The organism is Bradyrhizobium sp. AZCC 1578, assembly GCF_036924675.1.
Classification (GTDB): domain Bacteria; phylum Pseudomonadota; class Alphaproteobacteria; order Rhizobiales; family Xanthobacteraceae; genus Bradyrhizobium.
This window is the reverse complement of sequence record NZ_JAZHRZ010000001.1, coordinates 7,191,294-7,211,909: the sequence shown is the minus strand read 5'-3', so window position 1 is coordinate 7,211,909 and position 20,616 is coordinate 7,191,294. Positions and strand designations below refer to the sequence as shown.

The following is a 20,616-nucleotide window of genomic DNA, read 5'->3' as shown; positions in this document are numbered from 1 at the left end:
CCGGTGCTCCCTCGTAAGATTGGGGCCGTAAGACACTGACGCGGGCCGGGATGTCAAGCCGCGGTGCGTATCGCCGGGCCGCTGCCGGGTCATCAATGGGCCGGAGCGGATCAGCGTTCCTGTAGCGCCAGCCGGATACCCAGAGCGCAGTAGAGACCGCCGATTGCCTTCCCCTGCCATTTCAGAACCGCAGGATTGCGGCGCAGGAAGGTCCCGAGACCTCCGGCGCCTACTGCAAAAACCGCCGTACTGACGAACCCCAATAAAACAAAGATGATCCCCAGAATCGTGAGCTGGAGTATGACCGAACCATTCTCGGGCCGTACGAACTGGGGGAGAAACGCGAGGAAGAAAAGCGCCGTCTTCGGGTTTAGCACCTCCGCCAAAATCGCTTGCCGAAATGCCTTTCCTGCTGAAATCGGCAGTGCGCCGGCCGCAAGATTTGCTGGTGTCCTTTCGAGGACGGCACGGATGCCGAGGTAAACCAGATAGGCCGCGCCGAGGTACTTGATGATGCTGAACAGCATGGCCGAAGCGGCAATGATCGCCGAGATACCGACGATCGCCATAAAGGTGTGAATCATGTCGCCGGCCGCGATTCCGGCGCCCGTGGCGATGCCAACCGGGGCGCCTGAAGTCGTTGCCCGTGCAACCGTGAGAAGCGTCGCGGGGCCCGGAATGAACACAAAGCCAAGCACGACCGCGACATACGTAATCAATGTGGTCGGATCGATCATTCGCTGGCTCCGCTTGGTCGCCGATGGAAGCTACACCACCGTCGATCACGGCACTAGAAGCCGCCCGCCGCCTGGTCGCCACCGACGTCGGCGCCAGCCCGCGCGCGGCGTGCGCTGCTTACCAGCTTGCCGGGCCGGTCCTCGTGGTCGGGCTTGGCGGTCGCGAGCCGCAGCACGGCGGCGTAGCTCGGCTCCACCTCCATCCGATCCGCATATCGGCTCTCAGAGAGGATGCGGTGCACGCGCGGCAGGTTGTAGCAGGGCACGTAGAACAACAGATGATGCTCGAGATGGTAGTTGACGTAATATGGTGCGATGAACAACCGCTCGAGAAAACTCGCGCGCGTGGTGCGCGTGTTGCGCAAGGGATCGCTCGAATCGGGAACGACGGCGTGTTCGGCGATGTTGCGAATGCGGGTGATAACCATCTGCCAGGTGAGCAGCGGCAATAGCCACAATAGCGGATAGGCCCACCATATGCCGGCGGCGGTGAGGCCAGCAAACAACACCGCGTTGACTGCAAATTGCGGGCCGAGCTTTTCCCAGAAATGCGCGGCGCGCCGCGCAAGCGGCCATTCCTTTGGGCCAAGCGCATTCAACAATTGCGCCTTGCGCTGCTGATAGCCGGTCTGCCCAGTGATATCGCGGAAGAATTTGCGGCGATAGCTCATCCTGGTGATCGGGAACGGCGCCGACAAAATCAGATCGGGATCGTCGTCCTGCTGGGTGCGCGCATGATGCTGCAGATGGTAGCGCCGATAGGCGCGGGTCTCGGCGAAGATCGGATAGGCGCAGAACCACTGGCTGAGCGTCAGGTTGATTTTCTCATCTGCCGACAGGCATCCATGCGCCCCGTCATGCATCAGGATCGCAAGCCCGAGCTGGCGCGAGCCGATGATGCCGACCGCGAGCAGAAAGGTCAGCGGATTGGGCCACCACGCCACCAGCGCAATCGATCCCAGTATCAGCGCCCACGCATGCGCGATCAGGGCTGCACCCTTCCATGTCACGCGCTGGCGTATGGCGACCAGTTGATCCTCGGTCAGAAAGTCGCGGGCACGCATGCGAAGCGCGGTCATGCTGATGTCTCCCCGTCGGGTTCATCGTTGTCGCCAACCAGGTGCAGCCTGGCGCTGTCGGCCGCGGATGCTGTCGTGGCCTGATCGCCCAGCACGCGCAGCATCTCGTTGCACAATTCCTCGGCTGAACGGCCCATGGCGTAGCCCTCCACCATCACGCCGATGGCCAGCGCCCAGAATCGCCGTGAGCTGGCGTCGGGATCGCGCAGGCTTTTCCAGCCGTGCCGCTCGATCTGACCGGCATAGGCGCGCATCCCCTCGCCGTGCAGCCGCTCGATGGTGCGTTCCACCAGCGGCGCGAGATCCTGGCGGCGGCGGGTGAGCGTCAGGGCTTCGGTAAAGAAGGCGACCGAATCCGTCGCCGTGACGGCCTCGACCAGCGCGCGCGTGTAGTCGCGCGGCGTACGGGCCTGCAACGCGGCCTCCTCGGCCGCGCGCGCCACGTACAGCATGTCGCGGCAGGCAGCTTCGACGAACAGGGCTTCCTTGGTGCGGAAGTAGTAGGTGATCTGGCTCGGAAAGGCATCGGCGGCCGCCGCGATGTCCGAGATCGACGCTCCGGCGAGGCCCCGCTCCTTGAACAGCCGGCTGGCGCCATCGAGCAGCCGCGAGCGCATCTGGCGCCCGGCCGTGCGCGTGGCGCGGGCGGCGTGCTTGGGATCGCTGGGCGCTTTTGGCGCTGTCTGGACGGACTTTGGAGCCATCGCTTGCCCTCCGATCCGTTATTTGTATGGCATACAAACAAATAAATCAACCATTCATTGGGCCCACCGCCTCCCGTGCTGACCCCAGGACGCTTTCAAGCCTGCTCAAGAAGCCTTGCCAGCACGCTGAAAATCCTTATAAACCGCGCATCCGTGGATCCCGGCCGGGAGCTGAACGGACGGTCTCAGCAATCTCACCTTTGCAGGCGTTATTGATGTGGCAGGGCCAGTCGGCCCGTCGTCCCGTGCTTCCGCCTTCTGAGCTTATCCCCGAGTCCTTTCCGAAGGCCTCGAAGGGCTTGCCGCCGGGGACCGCGCCAACACTAGGAAAGGACACCCATGCCTCTTTACGAGCATGTTTTTCTCGCGCGCCAGGATGCGAGCACCCAGCAGGTCGAAGAGCTGACCACCCAGATGACGGGCATCGTCGAAGGGCTCGGCGGCAAGGTCACCAAGACCGAGAACTGGGGCGTACGCTCCCTCACCTATCGCATGACCAAGAATCGCAAAGCACATTTCGTGCTGATGAACATCGATGCGCCGTCTGCTGCGGTCACCGAGATCGAGCGGCAGGAGCGGATCTCTGAAGACGTCATCCGCTATCTCACTGTCCGCGTCGAAGAGCACGAGGAAGGTCCCTCGGCGATGATGCGCAAGGCCGATCGTGACCGCGAGCGCGACGATCGCGGCGGCGGTTTCCGCGGCGACCGCGAAGGCGGCTTCCGTGGCGATCGTGAAGGCGGTGGCTTCCGCGGCGACCGTGGCCCGCGCCGTCCGCGTGAAGACGAAGCAGCAGCGGTAGAGGAGTAAGAATCATGGCTGAAGCTGGTGCACGCCGTCCGTTTTTCCGTCGCCGCAAGACCTGCCCGTTCACGGGTCCGAATGCGCCGAAGATCGACTACAAGGATTCCAAGCTGTTGATGCGTTACGTCTCCGAGCGCGGCAAGATCGTGCCGAGCCGCATCACCGCCGTCTCCGCCAAGAAGCAGCGTGAACTCGCGCGCGCCATCAAGCGCTCGCGTTTCCTCGGCCTGCTGCCCTACGTCATTCGCTAATGCCTTCGACCGGCGGCGTCCGCGCCGCCGGTCTTATTCTTCAGGCTCCGGTCGCCGATGGTTGGTCGAAACAACCTCTGGCCGCAGATCGAACCCGCAATTTTTTTCTCTCATTTCAATGCATCCGATGCCGCCTGCTCGCATCGTGTACGGCTTTCCGGTACGTCTTTAGTTCTAGTACGTAACTGGTGCGCCCTCCCCCTGATAAATCCTCGCCCGCACCTTGCTACCTAACCGCCGCGGCCCCTGCACATGAAGGGAGCACACCTCGTTGACAATCGCTGCGGCGGGCACGTACGCTGCCCGACAGCAGGACGGATGCCCAATTCCCGGATGCTACGGGCGTCGAAGTTGCCGCCGATCACGTGCGGACACGAGCCCCAATAAGCGGCGCCAACGAGCGCAACCGCCAAAGGGAGTGCAAACGATGTCCGCCCACATCCGTGGTCTACGGCGAATTGTACGTCTGGCCGTTATTTCAGCACTGACCGCCGCTGCAGCAGGCGCAGCCCATGCCCAGAAAACCGATGTCATCTTCAGCGCCGGCCCGACCGGCGGCAGTTGGACGCCGATGGCGGCAGCAGCGTCGCAGGTCGTGAACAAGCGATATCCCGAGCTGAACGTGCAGGTTGAGCCGGGTGCCGCCCTCGTCAACATGGAGAAGATCCGCAACGACAAGGCCGATATCGGCTGGTCGATGACGACCGTCATGGCCGATGCGCAGAAGGGCGAAGGTCAGTTCGCCGGCAAGGCCACCGACAAGGCCCTTTTCGTTGCCAATTTCTATCCCAACGTCTGGCAGTTGGTGGTGCCCGCGAACAGCGACATCAAGAGCGTCAAGGATCTGAAGGGACAGCCGGTGGCGCTGCCGGCACGCGGCAACACCAGCCTGGCGGCCGGCTGGGAGTACCTGCTCAAGGTGAACGGCATGACGCTGAACGACTTGGGCGCGAAGAGCTACGGCCCGGTGTCTTCCAATGCAGAGGCAGTGAAGAACCGGCAGGCGATGGCGGCCGGATGGTTCACCGTGGTGCCGGCATCTTTCGTCTTGGACCTTGGCTCGGCGATGCCGCTGCGGGTGCTTCCGGTCACCGACGAGGAGTTCGCCGCACTGCGCAAACTCAATGCGGGCTTTGTGCGCTACACCATCAAGGCCGGCACCTACAAGGACCAGGGCGTGACCGAGGCCGTTCAAACCTTCCAGTCGCCCACCGTGCTCATTGCGTCCTCCAAGACGTCTCCCGAGGTGATCTACAAGATCACCAAGGCCATTGTCGAAGGGCGGGACGAGTTCGGTAACGTCACCAGCGAAATGAAGGGCGTGAAGGCGTCCGACATGGCTGAGAGCCTGGGCATGCCGTATCACCCCGGCGCGGAGAAATACTACCGCGAAGCTGGATTGCTCAAGCAGTAGAGGGCGTGCCGTGCGCAAACTCTCCGGCTACGCGGGCCTGGTCGTCGGAGTGGTTGCGGTCGCAATGTCCGTGTACCACGTTTACGCGCGACTGACGGTATACGCTCCCGATCAGCAGGCCCTGCTCTACATAACGCTGGCCTTCAGCCTGGTGCTGTCGTTCCTGCTGTGGCCTCGCAGCAAGAACGCAACACTGGGTCGCGTGCCGTGGGAGGATCTCGCTTTGGCAGGTCTTTCGCTCGCGTGCATTGGCTACATGTTCGCGAACTACGACTACATCGTGAACCGTTTTCCCACCGCCGAGTCCCTCACCCGAATGGACATGGCGGTTGGAATTACCGCCACCCTGCTGGTTCTGGAGGCGACACGACGCACAATCGGCGCGTCGCTGCCGATCGTGGCAATTGTGTTCCTGCTCTACGGGTTCGCGGGCCCCTGGCTGTACGGCTGGCTCTATCACAGAGGTCTCAGTCTCGAGATCACCATCGACCAGACCTATTTCACCACGGAGGGAATTTTCGGGGTGCCGATGACGGTAGCCGCTACCTACGTCATTCTTTTCATCATCTTCGGCACGTTTCTCGAGAAGTCCGGTGCAGGCCAGTTCTTCATGAACTTCGCGAACGCGATCGCCGGTGGCGCGCGCGGTGGCCCCGGCAAGGTTTCGATCGTCTCCTCCAGCCTGTTCGGTACCATCTCCGGCTCCGCGGTCGCCAATGTCATGGTCGACGGTTGGTTGACCATTCCGATGATGAAGAAGACTGGCTTCAAGCCGGAAGCGGCAGCCGCCATCGAGGCGGTTGCCTCCACGGGCGGGCAGATCATGCCGCCGATCATGGGCGCGGCGGCGTTCGTCATGGCCGAGTTTCAGGGCGTCAGCTACACGCAGGTGATGATCGCGGCGGCGATACCTGCGCTCTTCTACTATGGGGCGCTGTTCGCTGCTGTCCACTTCAACGCCGTGCGCTCGGGACTCAAGGGCTTGCCACGCGAAGAACTGCCCGTTCTGGGTCACATCATGCTGCGCCAGGGGCACCTGTTCCTGCCGGTCATCGTGCTTCTGGCGCTGCTTCTATTCGGCTTCACGCCGACTTATGGCGCGATCATCGCCACTTTCGCGCTGGTCGCCATCTCCTGGCTTCGTCCTTCCACGGCGTTGGGTTGGCGCGCGTGCCTTGAGGGCTTGCGCGACGGAGCGGTGCAAACCGTGCCGGTGGCGATGGCCTGTGCGTCCGCCGGTATCGTGATCGGAATCGTACTGCAAACCGGGCTGGCGCTGCGGTTCACGGCCTTTCTCATCGACTTCACCTATGGCTCATTGCTGCCCGCACTGCTCATCACGATGGTCGCCGGCGTCATTCTCGGCATGGGTATGCCGACCACCCCCGCATACATCATGCAGGCAGCTCTGCTCGTGCCCGCGATCATGAAGCTCGGTGTGGAGCCCATGGCGGCGCACATGTTCGCATTCTACTTCTCCTGCCTGTCGGCAGTGACGCCACCCGTGGCGCTGGCCGTGTATGCTGCGGCGTCAATCGGCGGGGCCGGCCTGTGGGCCTCAGGCCTGCAGGCGATGAAGTTTGCCGCCGCCGGCTTCATCGTGCCGTTCTTCTTTGTCTACAACCCTGCGCTGCTGTTCGAGGGCCCATGGCCCGACATCCTTCGCGCGGTGCTGACCGGCACGATCGGAGTGATTGCGCTTGCAGCCAGTCTTGAAGGCTACTTCCTGCGTGTTGCTACGTGGTTCGAGCGGGCGCTGTTCTTTGTGGCCGCAATGCTGCTGATCGACCCCAATGCCATCACCGATGTCATCGGCTTGGGCCTGCTCGCCATCGGCCTGTTGGTACAGAAGGTACGGACGACACGACCAACGATAGCGCCGGAAACCAGCACGTGACCCGCACACAGTTCGCCGCGTTGACGCTTATCGCTGCCGCCCTCCTCGCTGGCACCGTGGCTTTCGGTGTTTTGCGTATCTACGCCTAAGCCGGGCGGGGCGTCACATCACGCCCTACGGCATGGAACGCCGGGAACTCCTGCTGGGCAGCTTCCGCCAAACACCCTTGATCGGGTGAGGCTCCTGATCTAAAAGGCCGCCAGTCACGGCCCCCGGTGGGGCCGTGAACGTTTGAGGGCCCAACCGCGCTCGGTACCACGGTACCGGTAAGCCCTCGGATCTCTAACTAGTTGGTAAAGGCGGCATTTTTGCTGACCTCTATCTAACCGCTCGAAAGGGGCGGGACAGCTTATGATCGCGATTATCCTCATTGGTCTTGCGGCCGGCTGCGCGTCGGCGCTGATGTTCGTCTCGGTCGTCTCGGGCGCGCCGGTCTCGTTGCTGCTGTCTCTGCTGGCGCCGCTACCGCTGATGGTGACGGCGCTCAGTTGGGGACCGCTCAGCGCAACCATCGGCGGCATCGCGGCGGCTTCCGGCTTCGGTGCAATTTTCGGTCTGCGCTTCTGCCTCGCTTTTGCGGTTGCGGTGGCGCTGCCGGCCTGGTGGCTTGGCCATCTCGCGTTGCTGGGACGGTCAACGGCTGCTGTCGAAACGGACAACGGCACGCACCCCACGGCAGAGAATCTCGAGTGGTATCCGACCGGACGGATCCTGCTTTGGATCGCCGGCTTTGCCATCTTGTCTTCCCTCGCGTCGTGGCTGGTCTTCGGCAAGGATGCCGATGCCATCGCTGCGGCCCTGCGAAGCGGGCTGACGAAGGTTCTTTCTGACCGTGAAGGGCTATCGTCTGATGACATCGAGCGGTTGGCTGGCGCGCTTGTAACGATCTTTCGCGGCTTGTCGGCAATGCTCGTCGTGGCAACGCTTACGCTCAACCTCTGGCTTGCCGCGAAGATTTCAGCGATGTCGGGCCGGCTGCGTCGCCCCTGGCCAGACTTGAAGAGCACCGCGTTGCCGCCGATGACACTCGTAGCACTCTGCGGGACATTGGCATTTTGTTTCGCTGGCGGAGCGTTTTCGATAGCGGCGCAGATCATGACAGCCGCGCTCTTCATGGCTTACGCGCTCGTCGGCCTTGCCGCCGTTCACACGCTAACGCTGGCGTTGAAGAGCCGCGCGTTTTTGCTGAGTTGCACTTACGGGATCCTGGTGCTGTTGCCATGGACGCTCGTTCTGATGATCGCCCTCGGCCTTACGGACGCAATTTTCGGATTGCGCCAACGCTATCTGCGCGGAAAGCCGCCGCCTTTACCCGCAGCCTGAAATCCAATCATCCACTAACGTCATACCGAACACATAATAGGAGAACGAAAATGGAAGTCATCTTGCTGGAACGCGTCGTCAAGCTCGGTCAGATGGGCGAAGTCGTCCGCGTCAAGGACGGATTTGCCCGCAACTTTCTGCTCAAGCGCGGCAAGGCGTTGCGCGCCACCGCCGACAATCGTGCCAAGTTCGACGGCATGAAGGCCGAACTCGAGGCCAACAACCTCAAGGCCAAGGGCGAAGCGACCAAGGTCGCGGAGAAGATCAGCGGTCGCAACGTGATCGTGCTGCGCCAGGCGTCGGAATCCGGCCAGTTGTTCGGATCGGTCAGCATTCGCGACATCATCGCCTCCTTCGAGGCCGACGGCGTCACCATCAACCGCAGCCAGGTCCTGCTCGACGCGCCGATCAAGACCATCGGCAAGCACGAGATCAACATCGCCGTGCATCCGGAAGTCGAAGTCAGCGTCAGCGTCACCGTCGCGCGCAGCGCCGATGAAGCCGAGCGCATCAACCGCGGCGAGGACATCTCGACCCGTCAGGAAGACCAGGACGCCGCCGCCGAGGCAATCGCCGCCGCCGGCGAGTTCTTCGATCCGGACGCCCAGCACGAGGAAGTCACGCCGGCGCCGGCTGCGACCGAGAAGTAAGGCGCTTCGCTCCAAACGCTTTGACGACCTTCAAGCCCGGCCCCAATCAGGCCGGGCTTGGGATTCTAGCGGCCGTCTTGTGGTCAAGCATTGCGATCGAGGCCAGCGCAGTTGCGGTATGCTTCTCGACGCCATCGGTTACGCAAAACACGTCGGCCGCAACCACGGCGACCTGACGTCCGGGCTTGATCACGCGCGCCCGGCAGATCAATCGCTCACCGATCGCCGGCGACAGCAGATTCAATTTGTATTCCGCCGTCAGCGCCGGTTGCCCGCGCGATGTCGCGGCCGCGATCGTGGTGGCGTTGTCGACGAGAAAGGCCGTGACGCCGCCGTGAAACAAGCCGTGTTGCTGCAACAGTTCCGGCCGGCGGTCGACCGCAAGCGTACATGTGCCGCGGGTCAGCTCGGATAGTTCCGCGCCGATATGGGTCATGAAGCCTTGGCGGCCGACATTGTCGCGGATACGGGTCGCGATCGGCGCGAAGTCGGGATCGTCATTCGCACTCATACGGCTTCTCCCGCTTTAACGGTTACATCGGGCGCGACCACTGCGCGGATGGCACAGGCGATCAGGATTTCGGCCTGTTCTCGCGGATCGGTGCGGTCGCGGCCCGACAGCCATGCGCGGCAAAAAATCTGCGCCGGTCCGATGATCTGGCTGAAGAAAACCGACGAAGTCCTCGGCAGCAATTCGCCGCGCTCAACCAGCGGCGCGCGCCATCGTTCGACGGCTTCCGCAAGCCGCGAATTTTGCGCGCGCTGCGCGCCGCGGATCTCCTCGGTCCATTCACTGCGGGAAATCTCGAAGAGATAGCGCGCCTCGCGCCGGGAATTGATGACCCAGTCCAGATGCGCGCGAATCAACCGCGCCACGCCTTCCCGCGCGCCGCAGGATTCATCGACCGCCGCTACGATGGCAGCGTGATAACGGGCGAGGATTTCCAGGAACAGCGTGCCGGCCAGTTCCTTCTTCGATCCGAAGAAATGGAAGAAGCTGCCGTTGGACGCTCGCGCGCGAGTTCTAATGGCGGCCACCGTGGCGCCCTCGAAACCGTCGCGGTCGAACACCGCCAACCCCGCCGCCAGCAGATCGTCCCGTGCCGTAGCCACCTGCGCCGCCTTTCGGTCCATTAGATCGTTACTCTAGAGTGAAGCTCTAGAAACGATCAAGCGCGTCACCGGCCAAGCATTTGGAAATCTGCATCCTATCGTGAGATGGGTGGCGCGGGGGGACCGACGGACCCGGCCGGCGGCGTTACTGCGGGAGCCGCAGTAGCTGTCACCGGCGGAGACGTCGCGGGTGCCGCCGCCTGGGGGCTCGCGGCTGGCTCAGGGGCAGTCGCGGCGGGCGGAGCTGGCGGGACAGGCGTCACCGGGTCGGGCCGGGGTGCGGTCGGCTCGCTATCGGCGCTGTCCTTGGGAGCACTGACCTTGGGGGTCTCGGACCCGCCCTCGCTGGCCGGCTTTTCTGACTCGCCGGCCGGCTTCGCGGCTTCCGTGGTGGCCGGCTTGTCGGCCTCACCTTTGGCGGAGTCGGTCCTGTCGGTATCAGGCTTGGCAGGATCCGGCCCGCCAGAATCGGTCTTGGCAGAATCAGGCTTGGCAGAATCAGGTTGCTCGGCAGTTCCGGGCTTCGCAGTTTCGGATTTGGCGGCATCCCGAGACGCATCTTCCTTTGCGGCCTCTCCGCGGGCGGCCTGCTCGGGTTTCTGCGGTTCTTCGGCAGCGGGCGCGGGCTTGCCACGCCTGCCCTGCTTCTGCCTGACGCCCGATTTGCTGTCGGTAGCGGCCTGCCCATCATCTGCGGGCTTAGCAGCCTCGGGCGCCGCGTGCGGTCGTGCAAGCCGCCTCCCGTCTCGGCCTCGACGGGCGCCCTCGCCTTGCGGCGGCGCTTCGTCGGCACCCGGCCGGGAAGTCTCCTGGGCCGGTGCGGAGGACGGCTGCCGGCGGCCGAATCGGTCGGGCTGATCCGACCTTCCGTCCTGCTTGGCGTCTTTCTGCTTAGGCTGATCCTTAGCCTGATACCTGGGATCTGCGGCCCCATTGGATATCAGATAGGACGAAAGCACCGAGGCCATGTCGGTACCGGTCGTATAGTGCTGACGCAAAAAGCCCGGCAAGGACGAAGCCGACACGTTCTTCAACAGGCCGCGCGGGCTCTTGTGGCAGGCGCTGCAAGTACCGGAGAATATCTGTGAGGGGCTCTTGCCGGCATCGAGGTTTTGCGCCCGCACCGCACCTGCTGTGAGGCAGCCGATCAGGAGCGTCACCGTCGCTAAACTGAGCGCTCGGCTCAACATTCCCTGTATCTCCAGACGTGGAATCGCTGCCGGTCGCACAACACGGGCCAGCGGCGGGTCACCTTTTAGCCGATTATGACGCGAATGGAAGCGGGCTTACTACGCATCTGCGTGACTGTGACATTTAAGAATATCCGCTTTGACGCCAACGCAGTAGCGCTGCGGCATCATCATACTTACGATGTTCCCGTGCATATGGAACTCTCTGTTCCCAAGTGCATTGGTGTAACGGGCTGGTCGTTCCATTGGTGCGTCGATGGATCGTTTGTTGCGTTATTTTCTTGGTCAATTCATTCGCCGCGGCACGATGAATTTCACATCCGCGAGCGGGGCGAGATTTACCTGCGGAGATGGAACCGGCCGCCCGGTGTCAGTGCGGTTCCTGAGTGAGCGGACGCAACTTCGGATTCTCCTCAATCCCGAACTGGCGCTTGGCGAAGCCTACATGGACGGCTCGTTCGTGGTCGAGGACGGCTCGATCGCCGACACGCTGGAAATCCTCCTTGGCCAGCCCGAAATGCTGCCGCGCTGGGCCAAGCTGCAATGGTGGCTGCGCTACTTCAGCAGGCACGCGAGACAGTTCAATTGGCGGGGCCGGGCGAAAAACAATGTAGCCCACCACTATGATCTGGACAGTCGGCTCTATTCCCTCTTCCTCGACGCCGACCGGCAATATAGCTGCGCGTATTTCGAAGCGCCGGACATGACGCTCGACGACGCCCAGCTTGCCAAAAAGCGTCACCTTGCTGCCAAGCTTCTCGTTAGGCCGGGCGACCGCGTGCTCGACATCGGCTCGGGCTGGGGTGGCCTTGCCCTCTACCTGGCCGAAATGACGGACGCCCATGTCACCGGAATCACGCTGTCGTCGGAACAATTGCAGGCTTCGAATGCCCGAGCCACCGAGAAGAGCCTGACGGGGTCGGCAAAATTCCTGCTGAGCGACTACCGCGATATTGCCGGCCCGTTCGACCGAATCGTGTCCGTCGGGATGTTCGAGCATGTCGGCATCGACTTCTATGAAACCTACTTCCGGCGCTGCGCCGAACTTCTGAGCGATGACGGCATCATGGTGCTGCACTCGATCGGCCGCTCCACGGGACCCGATGTGACGAGCCCATGGATCACGAAATACATCTTCCCGGGCGGCTATATCCCGGCCCTGTCAGAGGTCATCCCCGCGATCGAGAAAGCCGGCCTTCTGGTCTGCGACATCGAAATCCTGCGGCTGCACTATGCGGAAACGCTGAAGGCCTGGCGGGAGCGCTTCATGGCGCGGCGCGAAGAGGCGGTGCGTCTCTATGATGAGCGTTTCGCCCGGATGTGGGAATTTTATCTGGCGGCGTCGGAAATGTCGTTCCGGAAGCAGAATCTGATGAATTTCCAGATCCAGCTCACCAGGCGGCAAGGAATTGTGCCGATGACGCGCGATTACATCGCCCGGGAAGAAGCAAGGCTGCGCGGAATCGAAATTGGAAAGCAGCCGCGGCTGCAGTTGGCCGGCGAATAGGCCGCAAAGGCGGCGGAGTCAGTTTCTCAGGCTATAGGCCGAGGCGTAAGGCAGGTTGGCCAATGCCGGGTGGGCGAGTTGGGCTCGCAACGCGGCAAGCACCTGGGCATCACAGGGCTCGTCACGCCGTTCGGGGCGCGAAATCTCCTCCATGGCGTCGATCAGCATCGACAGCCACAAACGCTGGGCGCTTGCCGATCGCCATCCCTGGAGTTGCTGACCCATCGCCTGTTCCTTTTGGTCGGTGCAACTGGCAACTCGAAAATCGCCGGCCCGTTCCCGATTTGGTAACCAATCCATCCTGAGCGAAGAAAATCACATCCGATGTGATCTACTTCACAGAGCCGCTCGGCGGTCCGTCGTACATCTCCGCCATGAAGCGGCAGACCTACCCAGCCCCGTTCGATTCCGACATCAGGATCGACTACGCCTTGATCGCAATCGGCGTAGCTGCCGCCCTGTTCGCGTTCGTCTATCTGATGCTGGTTTGATCAACGCTTAAGATCACGGCTCGAAACGCCTTCTTCCTTCGGATATGTCGGCCCAAGTCGCGGCAAGGTTCAGATTCCCCTAAGTTCTTGTCTGGCTTTTTCACAAAAGCCACTCCGGTACCGCCGGACGGCGGGCTGCTTTTTGGTCCAAATCCGTCAAGGGGCCAGCTCAGGATTCACACATGGCATTGTGTGAATCGGGCATAAGGCCTACTCGGACTTTCGGATCGCCTGCACGTGGCGCTTTATCGCTGCCCCGCTTCCGCAAGCGATCTGACAAAAACCAAAACCTAAAGAACATTACAAACTATGGCTCTGACTGATTCGAATGTCCTCAAGCTCGCCCCGGACGCGGGAGCTCCGGCCTACCGGAGCGCGCCGCACAATATCGAGGCGGAACAGAGTTTGCTGGGCGCCATTCTGGTCAACAATGACGCGTTCTACCGGGTTTCCGACTTCCTGGAACCGAAGCACTTCTTCGAGCCGATCCACCAGACCATTTTCGAGACCGCCGGCAGCCTGATCCGGATGGGCAAGGTCGCAACGCCCGTGACGTTGAAGACCTTCCTGCCGGCCGATACCGATATCGGCGGCATGACGGTTGGTCAGTACCTCGCGCGCCTCGCGGCCGAGGCCACCACGATCATCAACGCGCAGGACTATGGCCGCACGGTCTACGACATGTCGCTGCGCCGCGACCTGATCCGGATCGGCGAGGACATGGTCAACGTCGCCTTCGATGCGCCGGTGGATTTTGCCCCGCGCGCGCAAATCGAGGACGCCGAGCGCCAGCTCTATGAGCTCGCCGAATCCGGCCGTTATGACGGCGGCTTCCAGCGCTTTTCGCAGGCGCTGACGACCGCCGTCGACATGGCGGCCAAAGCCTTCCAGCGTGACGGAAGTCTGTCGGGCATCGCGACCGGCTTGCGCGACCTCGACAGCAAGATGGGCGGGCTGCAGGCGTCCGACTTGATCATCGTCGCCGGCCGCCCCGGCATGGGCAAGACGTCGCTCGCCACCAACATCGCCTACAACATCGCCAAAGCGCACCGCGCCGAGGTGCAGGCCGATGGCACGATGAAGACCGTCAATGGCGGCATCGTCGGCTTCTTCTCCTGCGAAATGTCCGGCGAACAGCTCGCCACCCGTATTCTGGCCGAACAGACCAGCATTGCCTCCAGCATGATCCGACGCGGCGGCATCACCGAGGCCGACTTCGAGAAGATCCGCGATCATTCGATCGAACTGCAGTCGCTGCCGCTCTATGTCGACGAAACCGGCGGCCTGTCGATCTCGCAACTCACGGCGCGTGCGCGCCGGCTGAAGCGGCAGAGGGGCCTCGACCTGATCGTGATCGATTACATCCAGTTGCTGCAGGGCTCGGGCAAGCGCTCGGACAATCGCGTGCAGGAAGTGACTGAAATCACCACGGGCCTCAAGGCGCTCGCCAAGGAACTTAACGTTCCGATCATCGCCTTGTCGCAGCTCTCGCGTCAGGTGGAAAACCGCGACGACAAGCGCCCGCAACTGGCCGACTTGCGTGAATCCGGTTCGATCGAGCAGGACGCCGACGTCGTGATCTTCGTGTATCGCGAGGAGTACTACCTTGCCAACAAGGAGCCGCGGATCGGCACCCCCGAATACGAAAAATGGCAGCTCGATATGTCTCTGGTGCACGGCAAGGCCGAAATCATCATCGGCAAGCAGCGCCACGGCCCCACTGGAACGGTGGAAGTGCAGTTCGAAGGCCAGTTCACCCGGTTCAGCGATCTGGCGCAGGACGGCAACCTGCCGACCGGCGGTTATTGAGGCGCGGCCACGGTTGAACCGCAGCGTTCCGCCGCGTAGAACTGTGGCATGAACGTGGCCCCTGATCCCAAGTCCATCCCGCAAGGCACCCTGCTCTCGCCCGAGGCGAACAAGGCTGCCGCGCTCGCGACCGCAACCGGCGTGCTGACGGTCGATCTCGACGCCATTATCGCCAACTGGCGCAAGCTCGAGAAGACCGCGGTGCCGGCCGAATGTGCGGCCGTGGTCAAGGCTGACGGCTATGGCTGCGGCGCCGAACAGGTCGCGCGTGCCCTTGCGGGCGCCGGCTGCAAGACGTTCTTCGTCGCCACCCTCGACGAGGCTCGCGTGGTTCGCGCCGCGGCGCCTGCGGCCGCGATCTACGTGCTTGGCGGCTTCTTCCAGAACACCGGCGACGCCTACGCCAAGTTTGACTGCAAGCCCGTCATCGGCGACCTCAACGAACTCGCCGAATGGGACGTGTTCTGTCGCCGTTCCGGCTGGTCCGGCGGAGCCGCCATTCACATCGACACTGGCATGAACCGGCTCGGCCTCACCGTTACCGAGGCGCAGGGCATCATCCCACGCATCAATGCCGGTGATCACGGCATCACGCTCGTGATGAGCCATCTCGCCTCCGCGGAAATGCTCAACAATCCCGCCAACGCCAGGCAGCTCGCGGCCTTCCGCGAGATCGCGAGCCTGTTCTCCGGCGTCCCGGCCTCGCTGGCAAATTCGTCCGGCATCTTCCTGGGCGCCCAGTTCCAGTTCGATCTGGTACGGCCGGGCTGCGCCCTCTATGGCGTCAACCCGACGCCCGAATCCGACAACCCGATGCAGCCGGTCGTCGAGCTGAAGGCGCGCATCGTGCAGATCCGCAACGTCGAGCGCGGCGATACCGTCGGCTATGGCGGCACCTGGACGGCGCGGCGTCCAACCAGAATAGCGGTCGTTTCCGCGGGCTATGCCGACGGGTATTTCCGCGCGGCCAGCGCCAATGACGGCACCCGAGGTGCCGAGGTGATGGTCGCCGGCAAGCGCTGCCCGATCGCGGGACGGATTTCGATGGACCTGACAGCGGTCGACGTGACTGATCTCGACAAGAATGCAGTGCGGCGCGGCCATTGGGTGACGCTGATCGGCGAAGGCATCACGGCCGATGAACTTGCCCATCATTTCGGCACCATCGGCTACGAAGTGCTGACCAGCCTCGGCAAGCGCTATGCGCGGGTTTACAAGGGTGGCAATGCCACTGCAGACCCCCCTGCTCCGCCTCCATCACAGCAATAACGGCGAAATCCGACGCTGGACCGGTCCTACTATTTCTTCCGGCTGGCCAACACTTGCTTGCAGGCGTCGCTGAGTTGGTGATGTTGCTTGTTCAGACATGCGACGACACGGCCGCCGCCGGGCAGCGTGCCGGCGCAATATTTGTCATAGTCGGCCTTGCAGGCGCCGCGCTGGTCGGTGGCTTGAGCGACTGCGGATCCGGAGTATCCGATGGCGAGCACGAGAAAGGCGAAGCGTAGTTTCGACATGGATTCTCCAGGTGTCGGGCGAAGCACAGTGATGCCAGCCAGCTCTACATGAAGATCGCGACCTTCAACATTAATAATGTCAACCGCCGCCTGCCGAGCCTGTTGCGCTGGCTGCGCGCGGCGAAGCCCGACGTCGTTGCCTTGCAGGAATTGAAATCGACCGACGCCGAGTTCCCGATTCTGGCAATCGAGAAAGCCGGCTACGGCGCGGTGTGGCGCGGACAAAAAACTTGGAACGGCGTCGCCATCCTGGCGCGGAATGCCGAGCCGGTATTGACCCGGACCGCGCTCCCCGGCGATGGGGGTGTCGAGGCCCGCTATATCGAAGCCGCAATTGGCGGCATTCTCGTCACCAGCATCTATCTCCCGAACGGCAATCCACAGCCGGGACCGAAATTCGATTACAAGCTCGACTGGTTCAAGCGACTGCGGTCCCACGCCGGCAAGCTGCTCAAGCAGGACATCCCCGTGGTGCTAGCCGGCGATTACAACGTCGCGCCGACCGAGTTCGATATCTATCCGACGAAGTCCTGGGACAAGGACGCGCTGATCCAGCCGAAGAGCCGCGCCGCGTTCAAGGCGCTGGTGGATCAAGGCTGGACCGATGCGATCCGGACGCTTCATCCGTCTAAACCGATGTTCACGTTCTGGGACTACAAGCGCAACCGCTGGCCACGCGATGCCGGATTGCGGCTCGATCATCTGCTGCTGAGCCCGTTGATAGCGCCGCGCCTGATCAAGGCCGGCGTCGATCGACAGATCCGCGGGGAAGAAGGCGCCAGCGACCATGCACCGGCGTGGATCGTGTTGAAGTAGCTCCTCGCAAGCCCCACCGGCCGAATTTCCTGCGCGGCTGGATGGCGACTGTTCAGCTCTTCCGGGTGTGGCCCCAAGCCTCGTCCCAATCCTCGCCCGCTGCGTCGATCACACGACCATCGGCCTCGAAGAACTTGTTCGGCACCTGGAAGATTGCGAGCATCAGTCCGCCTTGTGGACACCACGCGACGTGGCGACTGCCCTCTTCGCGCCAGATGAACTCGCCGGCCTTGCATTCGATGCCCTGCGCCGGACCTTCCTTGTCGACGAGCGAGCCTTCGAGCACGTAGGTCTGCTCGATGTTGACGTGTTCGTGGTCGGGGAGCACCGCGCCGGGCGCGAACCGCATCAGCGCGGTCATCAAGCCGGTCTTGCGATCGAACAGCAGCGTCTTGGCCTCGCAGCCGGGAAAGCGGGTCTTCTGCCATTCCATGCTGTCGGGTCGAACCAGATGGGAATGCGTGTCTGCAGTCTGCGCATTTGCCGGCGTCGCAGCGTCCATGGCGATCCTCCGTTCTGCTTGTTTTGACGCGATCCTAGCAGCTTTGCCTCTCGCCGCCAGCCGGCAGGTGTGCGCTGCGGCGTCCTTGCCCCCACCTGCGGTCAACTGTAGGATCGACCGGCCAGCCGAACGCAATGTACGGATGAAAAATGGCGGCTCTGCAACAGGCAAGAATCTGCAAGGGCTGCTGGGAGCAGATGCATGTTCCGGTGCCGCTTCGCGGCGTGATCTCCGCGCCATTTCGCGCGTTCGGCATTCGTCCGAGCCGGATGAATCCCAATACCTGCACCATCTGCGAGCTTATGTTCACGAAGGTGATGCGGGCCCGCAAGATCACCATCGACGCGACCATCATGTTTGCCGACCTGCGCGGCTACACTAGCCTGTCGCAGTCGCAATCGCCGGATGCTGTGTCAAGTCTGCTCGATGCATTCTACGATGAATGCGCCAACGCGATCTGGGAGCATGACGGGCTCCTCAACAAGACGATCGGCGACGCCGTCATGGCCGTCTTCAACTTTCCCCTGCAGCGGGAGGAGCATGCCAAAAACGCCGTGCTGTCGGCGCGGCAAATTCAGACGAACTGGCGCGAGCGGCGTGAAACTCTTGTCGAAGCGCATGGCCTCACCGCGGACGAACTGGGGATCGGCATCGGCATCCATTCCGGCGAACTCAGCTTTGGCGAGTTCGGTCACTCGCATCGCGACCTGACGGCGATCGGCACCGTCGTCAACACCGCCTCCCGGGCCCAGTCGGTCGCCGAAGCCGACCAGATACTCGTGACGAAGGCCGTCTTCGAGCGCGTCCAGCCGGATATGAAAGACAGCCAATCAAAGCCATTCCAGCTCAAAGGATTTGACGCCCCGATCGAGCTTTACGTCGCCTAGCGTGAGTGAGCTGGCGGCTCTGCTGTCATCGCATAGCAGCTTCCCCTCGGCACGATCGGCTCCCTTCCGAGTGATATTTAGGCCTCGTAACCCGAGGCTGCCGGCACCATGATGTCGGCATCAGGGAATCGCGAAAGGCTGCAGCTTGAGTTTCCTCTTCGTCCTCATTGTCGGCCTCGTCGCCGGCACCATCTCGGGCATCGTCGGCACGGGATCGTCGATCATGCTGATGCCCGTATTGGTCTATCAATACGGGCCGAAGGAAGCCGTGCCGATCATGGCGGTCGCCGCCGTGATGGCGAACTTCTCGCGCATTCTCGCCTGGTGGCGCGAGGTCGACTGGCGCGCCTGCATCGCCTATTCGGTTACGGGTATTCCGGCCGCAGCCCTCGGCGCGCGGACATTGCTCGCCCTGCCCTCGCATGCCGTCGACATCGCGATCGGCCTGTTTCTCATCGCGATGGTGCCGGTTCGGCACTGGCTGGCCCGTCATCAGCTAAAGGCACGCCTCTGGCATCTGGCGGTCGGCGGCGCCGTTATCGGCTTTCTCACCGGCATCGTAGTTTCGACCGGACCGCTCAGCGTGCCGCTGTTTCTGTTTTACGGACTTACCAAGGGTGCCTTCCTCGCCACCGAGGCCGCAAGCTCGCTCGGGCTCTATCTGAGCAAGTCGGTCACCTTCGAGCGCTTCGGCGCGCTGACGGCGGATATCGCGCTGAAGGGCCTGATTGCGGGTTCTTCCCTCATGTTCGGTGCCTTCATCGCCAAAGGCTTCGTGCTGCGTCTTCAGCCCGACGTCTTTCGGCTGTTGATGGACGGCATCATGCTGGCCGCCGGTCTCACCCTGCTGTGGACGGCATTTTCGTAAGCATTCGGCCGCACCGCCTGAACCATTCCCCATCAGCGGCCGACCAAGTGACGCGTGTCACATCCATTCGGCAAGTAACCACAGATCAGTGCCGGGCATGGAATCGCATCACCCACGTCTGGAGAGACTGAAATGCCTAGGGGAATCATCGGCGCCATCGTCGCCGTCATTATCGTCGTCATCATCGCCGCAGGAAGCTGGTACACCGTCGATCAAACCGAGCGCGGCGTGAAGCTGCGCTATGGCGCGGTCATCGGCACCGCGCAGCCGGGCCTTGGCTTCAAGGTTCCGCTGATCGACAGCGTTGAAAAGGTCAGCGTCAAGACCTTCACCTATACCTGGGACAAGATGAATTCGTATTCCTACGACCAGCAGCCGGCCGACCTCAAGATCAGCGTCACCTTGCGAGCCTCACCTGACAAGGTGGCCGATCTCTACGCCAAGTTTGGCGGGCTCGACACCGCAGTCAAACAAGTGGTCAGCCCGGCCGTCAATCAGCAGGTCAAAATCGTGTTCGGCCGCTACACCGCCGTGAAAGCGATCCAGGAGCGCGGGCCGCTGAACTCCGCGATCAAGGACGCCATCACCGCTTCGCTGAAGGACGATCCGATGATCACGATCGAAAGCGTCCAGCTCGAAAACATCGAGTTCAGCGCCAACTATCTGCATTCGATCGAGCAGCGCATGCTGGCCGAGGTCGAGGTGCAGAAGCTGCAACAGAATGCCGAGCGCGAAAAGGTGCAGGCGCAGATTACCGTCACCCAGGCGACCGCCAAGGCCAACGCCGTCCGCGCCGAGGCGCAGGCCGCGGCCGACGCGCTGCGGCTGAACGGCGAAGCCCGCGCCACCAATATCAGGATCACCGGCGAGGCCGAAGCTGCTGCCATCGAAGCCCGCGCCAAGGCGCTCGGCACCAATCCAAACCTGGTCACGCTGGTGCAGGCCGAACGCTGGAACGGCGTGCTGCCGACGACGATGGTGCCGGGATCGTCCGTGCCGTTCGTTTCAGTGAAATAACAATCGCAAATTCAGAAGGGCGACGCCGTGCAGAGCACGT

Annotated in this window: 23 protein-coding genes; 14 read left to right on the top strand and 9 right to left on the bottom strand. The window is 62.6% G+C overall.

Going from position 1 to position 20,616, the window contains the following annotated elements:
• Window positions 1-110 precede the first annotated feature (110 nt).
• The 3 genes from V1290_RS34310 to V1290_RS34300 are packed head-to-tail and all read right to left on the bottom strand — an operon-like array spanning window position 111 to window position 2,520.
• A complete protein-coding gene (locus tag V1290_RS34310; RefSeq protein WP_334368456.1) occupies window positions 111-737 on the bottom strand; it encodes a LysE family translocator in 627 nt (208 codons plus the stop codon).
• A gap of 53 nt (window positions 738-790) precedes the next feature.
• A complete protein-coding gene (locus tag V1290_RS34305) occupies window positions 791-1,816 on the bottom strand; it encodes a fatty acid desaturase family protein (protein ID WP_334368455.1) in 1,026 nt (341 codons plus the stop codon).
• Window positions 1,813-2,520: a TetR/AcrR family transcriptional regulator C-terminal domain-containing protein gene (locus tag V1290_RS34300; RefSeq protein WP_334368454.1), complete on the bottom strand. Its 708-nt coding sequence runs from the start codon at window positions 2,518-2,520 to the stop codon at window positions 1,813-1,815. Before V1290_RS34300 ends, V1290_RS34305 begins: the two co-directional genes overlap by 4 nt.
• Window positions 2,521-2,859: 339 nt before the next feature.
• Between V1290_RS34300 and rpsF the strand changes: the two genes are divergently transcribed.
• The 6 genes from rpsF to rplI all read left to right on the top strand — a co-directional run bounded on the left by rpsF (window position 2,860) and on the right by rplI (window position 8,859).
• Entirely contained in the window at window positions 2,860-3,330 is a 471-nt protein-coding gene (gene rpsF, locus V1290_RS34295; protein ID WP_334368453.1) for a 30S ribosomal protein S6, read from the top strand.
• Window positions 3,331-3,335: 5 nt separating this feature from the next.
• Complete coding sequence (rpsR, locus tag V1290_RS34290) at window positions 3,336-3,575, top strand: 30S ribosomal protein S18 (protein WP_002711478.1); 240 nt, start codon at window positions 3,336-3,338, stop codon at window positions 3,573-3,575.
• Window positions 3,576-4,002: 427 nt separating this feature from the next.
• Window positions 4,003-4,989: a TAXI family TRAP transporter solute-binding subunit gene (locus V1290_RS34285; RefSeq protein WP_334368452.1), complete on the top strand. Its 987-nt coding sequence runs from the start codon at window positions 4,003-4,005 to the stop codon at window positions 4,987-4,989.
• A 10-nt stretch (window positions 4,990-4,999) separates the two neighbouring features.
• On the top strand, window positions 5,000-6,886 hold the full coding sequence (locus tag V1290_RS34280) for a TRAP transporter permease (RefSeq protein ID WP_334368451.1): 1,887 nt from the start codon (window positions 5,000-5,002) through the stop codon (window positions 6,884-6,886).
• 351 nt (window positions 6,887-7,237) lie between these two features.
• Window positions 7,238-8,209 carry a hypothetical protein gene (locus V1290_RS34275; protein WP_334368450.1) on the top strand — a complete coding sequence of 324 codons (972 nt, stop codon included), beginning with the start codon at window positions 7,238-7,240 and terminating at the stop codon, window positions 8,207-8,209.
• A gap of 50 nt (window positions 8,210-8,259) precedes the next feature.
• Window positions 8,260-8,859, top strand: a complete 600-nt coding sequence (gene rplI, locus V1290_RS34270; RefSeq protein WP_334368449.1) for a 50S ribosomal protein L9 — start codon at window positions 8,260-8,262, stop codon at window positions 8,857-8,859.
• A gap of 46 nt (window positions 8,860-8,905) precedes the next feature.
• Here rplI and V1290_RS34265 read toward each other — a convergent pair whose 3' ends face one another.
• From V1290_RS34265 to V1290_RS34255, 3 genes are all read right to left on the bottom strand, one after another.
• The gene (locus tag V1290_RS34265; RefSeq protein WP_334368448.1) at window positions 8,906-9,370 is read right to left on the bottom strand and encodes a PaaI family thioesterase; all 465 of its coding nucleotides are present in this window, start codon (window positions 9,368-9,370) and stop codon (window positions 8,906-8,908) included.
• Window positions 9,367-9,993: a TetR/AcrR family transcriptional regulator gene (locus V1290_RS34260; protein ID WP_334368447.1), complete on the bottom strand. Its 627-nt coding sequence runs from the start codon at window positions 9,991-9,993 to the stop codon at window positions 9,367-9,369. The genes V1290_RS34265 and V1290_RS34260 overlap by 4 nt, the downstream gene beginning before the upstream one ends.
• Window positions 9,994-10,067: 74 nt before the next feature.
• Complete coding sequence (locus tag V1290_RS34255; protein ID WP_334368446.1) at window positions 10,068-11,162, bottom strand: hypothetical protein; 1,095 nt, start codon at window positions 11,160-11,162, stop codon at window positions 10,068-10,070.
• A 256-nt stretch (window positions 11,163-11,418) separates the two neighbouring features.
• Between V1290_RS34255 and V1290_RS34250 the strand changes: the two genes are divergently transcribed.
• The gene (locus V1290_RS34250) at window positions 11,419-12,669 is read left to right on the top strand and encodes a cyclopropane-fatty-acyl-phospholipid synthase family protein (RefSeq protein ID WP_334368445.1); all 1,251 of its coding nucleotides are present in this window, start codon (window positions 11,419-11,421) and stop codon (window positions 12,667-12,669) included.
• 18 nt (window positions 12,670-12,687) lie between these two features.
• Here the strand turns inward: V1290_RS34250 and V1290_RS34245 are convergent, their stop codons facing one another.
• The gene (locus V1290_RS34245) at window positions 12,688-12,894 is read right to left on the bottom strand and encodes a transcriptional regulator (protein ID WP_334368444.1); all 207 of its coding nucleotides are present in this window, start codon (window positions 12,892-12,894) and stop codon (window positions 12,688-12,690) included.
• Between the two features lie 101 nt (window positions 12,895-12,995).
• On the opposite strand from V1290_RS34245, the gene V1290_RS34240 reads away from it, so the two are divergent.
• From V1290_RS34240 to alr, 3 genes are all read left to right on the top strand, one after another.
• Complete coding sequence (locus V1290_RS34240) at window positions 12,996-13,160, top strand: hypothetical protein (RefSeq protein WP_334368443.1); 165 nt, start codon at window positions 12,996-12,998, stop codon at window positions 13,158-13,160.
• Between the two features lie 309 nt (window positions 13,161-13,469).
• The gene (locus V1290_RS34235; RefSeq protein WP_334368442.1) at window positions 13,470-14,969 is read left to right on the top strand and encodes a replicative DNA helicase; all 1,500 of its coding nucleotides are present in this window, start codon (window positions 13,470-13,472) and stop codon (window positions 14,967-14,969) included.
• A 48-nt stretch (window positions 14,970-15,017) separates the two neighbouring features.
• Complete coding sequence (gene alr / locus V1290_RS34230) at window positions 15,018-16,238, top strand: alanine racemase (RefSeq protein ID WP_334368441.1); 1,221 nt, start codon at window positions 15,018-15,020, stop codon at window positions 16,236-16,238.
• Window positions 16,239-16,267: 29 nt separating this feature from the next.
• Here the strand turns inward: alr and V1290_RS34225 are convergent, their stop codons facing one another.
• Window positions 16,268-16,486, bottom strand: coding sequence for a cysteine rich repeat-containing protein (locus tag V1290_RS34225; RefSeq protein ID WP_334368440.1), 219 nt, complete (start codon window positions 16,484-16,486; stop codon window positions 16,268-16,270).
• 48 nt (window positions 16,487-16,534) lie between these two features.
• Between V1290_RS34225 and V1290_RS34220 the strand changes: the two genes are divergently transcribed.
• Complete coding sequence (locus V1290_RS34220) at window positions 16,535-17,302, top strand: exodeoxyribonuclease III (RefSeq protein WP_334368439.1); 768 nt, start codon at window positions 16,535-16,537, stop codon at window positions 17,300-17,302.
• A 52-nt stretch (window positions 17,303-17,354) separates the two neighbouring features.
• Here the strand turns inward: V1290_RS34220 and V1290_RS34215 are convergent, their stop codons facing one another.
• Window positions 17,355-17,804 (bottom strand): cupin domain-containing protein, encoded by a 450-nt coding sequence (locus tag V1290_RS34215; protein ID WP_334368438.1) that lies wholly within the window; start codon window positions 17,802-17,804, stop codon window positions 17,355-17,357.
• A 158-nt stretch (window positions 17,805-17,962) separates the two neighbouring features.
• Here V1290_RS34215 and V1290_RS34210 point away from each other — a divergent pair, with 158 nt between their 5' ends.
• From V1290_RS34210 to V1290_RS34200, 3 genes are all read left to right on the top strand, one after another.
• Complete coding sequence (locus V1290_RS34210) at window positions 17,963-18,691, top strand: adenylate/guanylate cyclase domain-containing protein (RefSeq protein ID WP_334369263.1); 729 nt, start codon at window positions 17,963-17,965, stop codon at window positions 18,689-18,691.
• 145 nt (window positions 18,692-18,836) lie between these two features.
• Window positions 18,837-19,559 carry a sulfite exporter TauE/SafE family protein gene (locus V1290_RS34205; protein ID WP_334368437.1) on the top strand — a complete coding sequence of 241 codons (723 nt, stop codon included), beginning with the start codon at window positions 18,837-18,839 and terminating at the stop codon, window positions 19,557-19,559.
• 132 nt (window positions 19,560-19,691) lie between these two features.
• The gene (locus V1290_RS34200; RefSeq protein ID WP_334368436.1) at window positions 19,692-20,576 is read left to right on the top strand and encodes a prohibitin family protein; all 885 of its coding nucleotides are present in this window, start codon (window positions 19,692-19,694) and stop codon (window positions 20,574-20,576) included.
• Window positions 20,577-20,616: the final 40 nt, after the last annotated feature.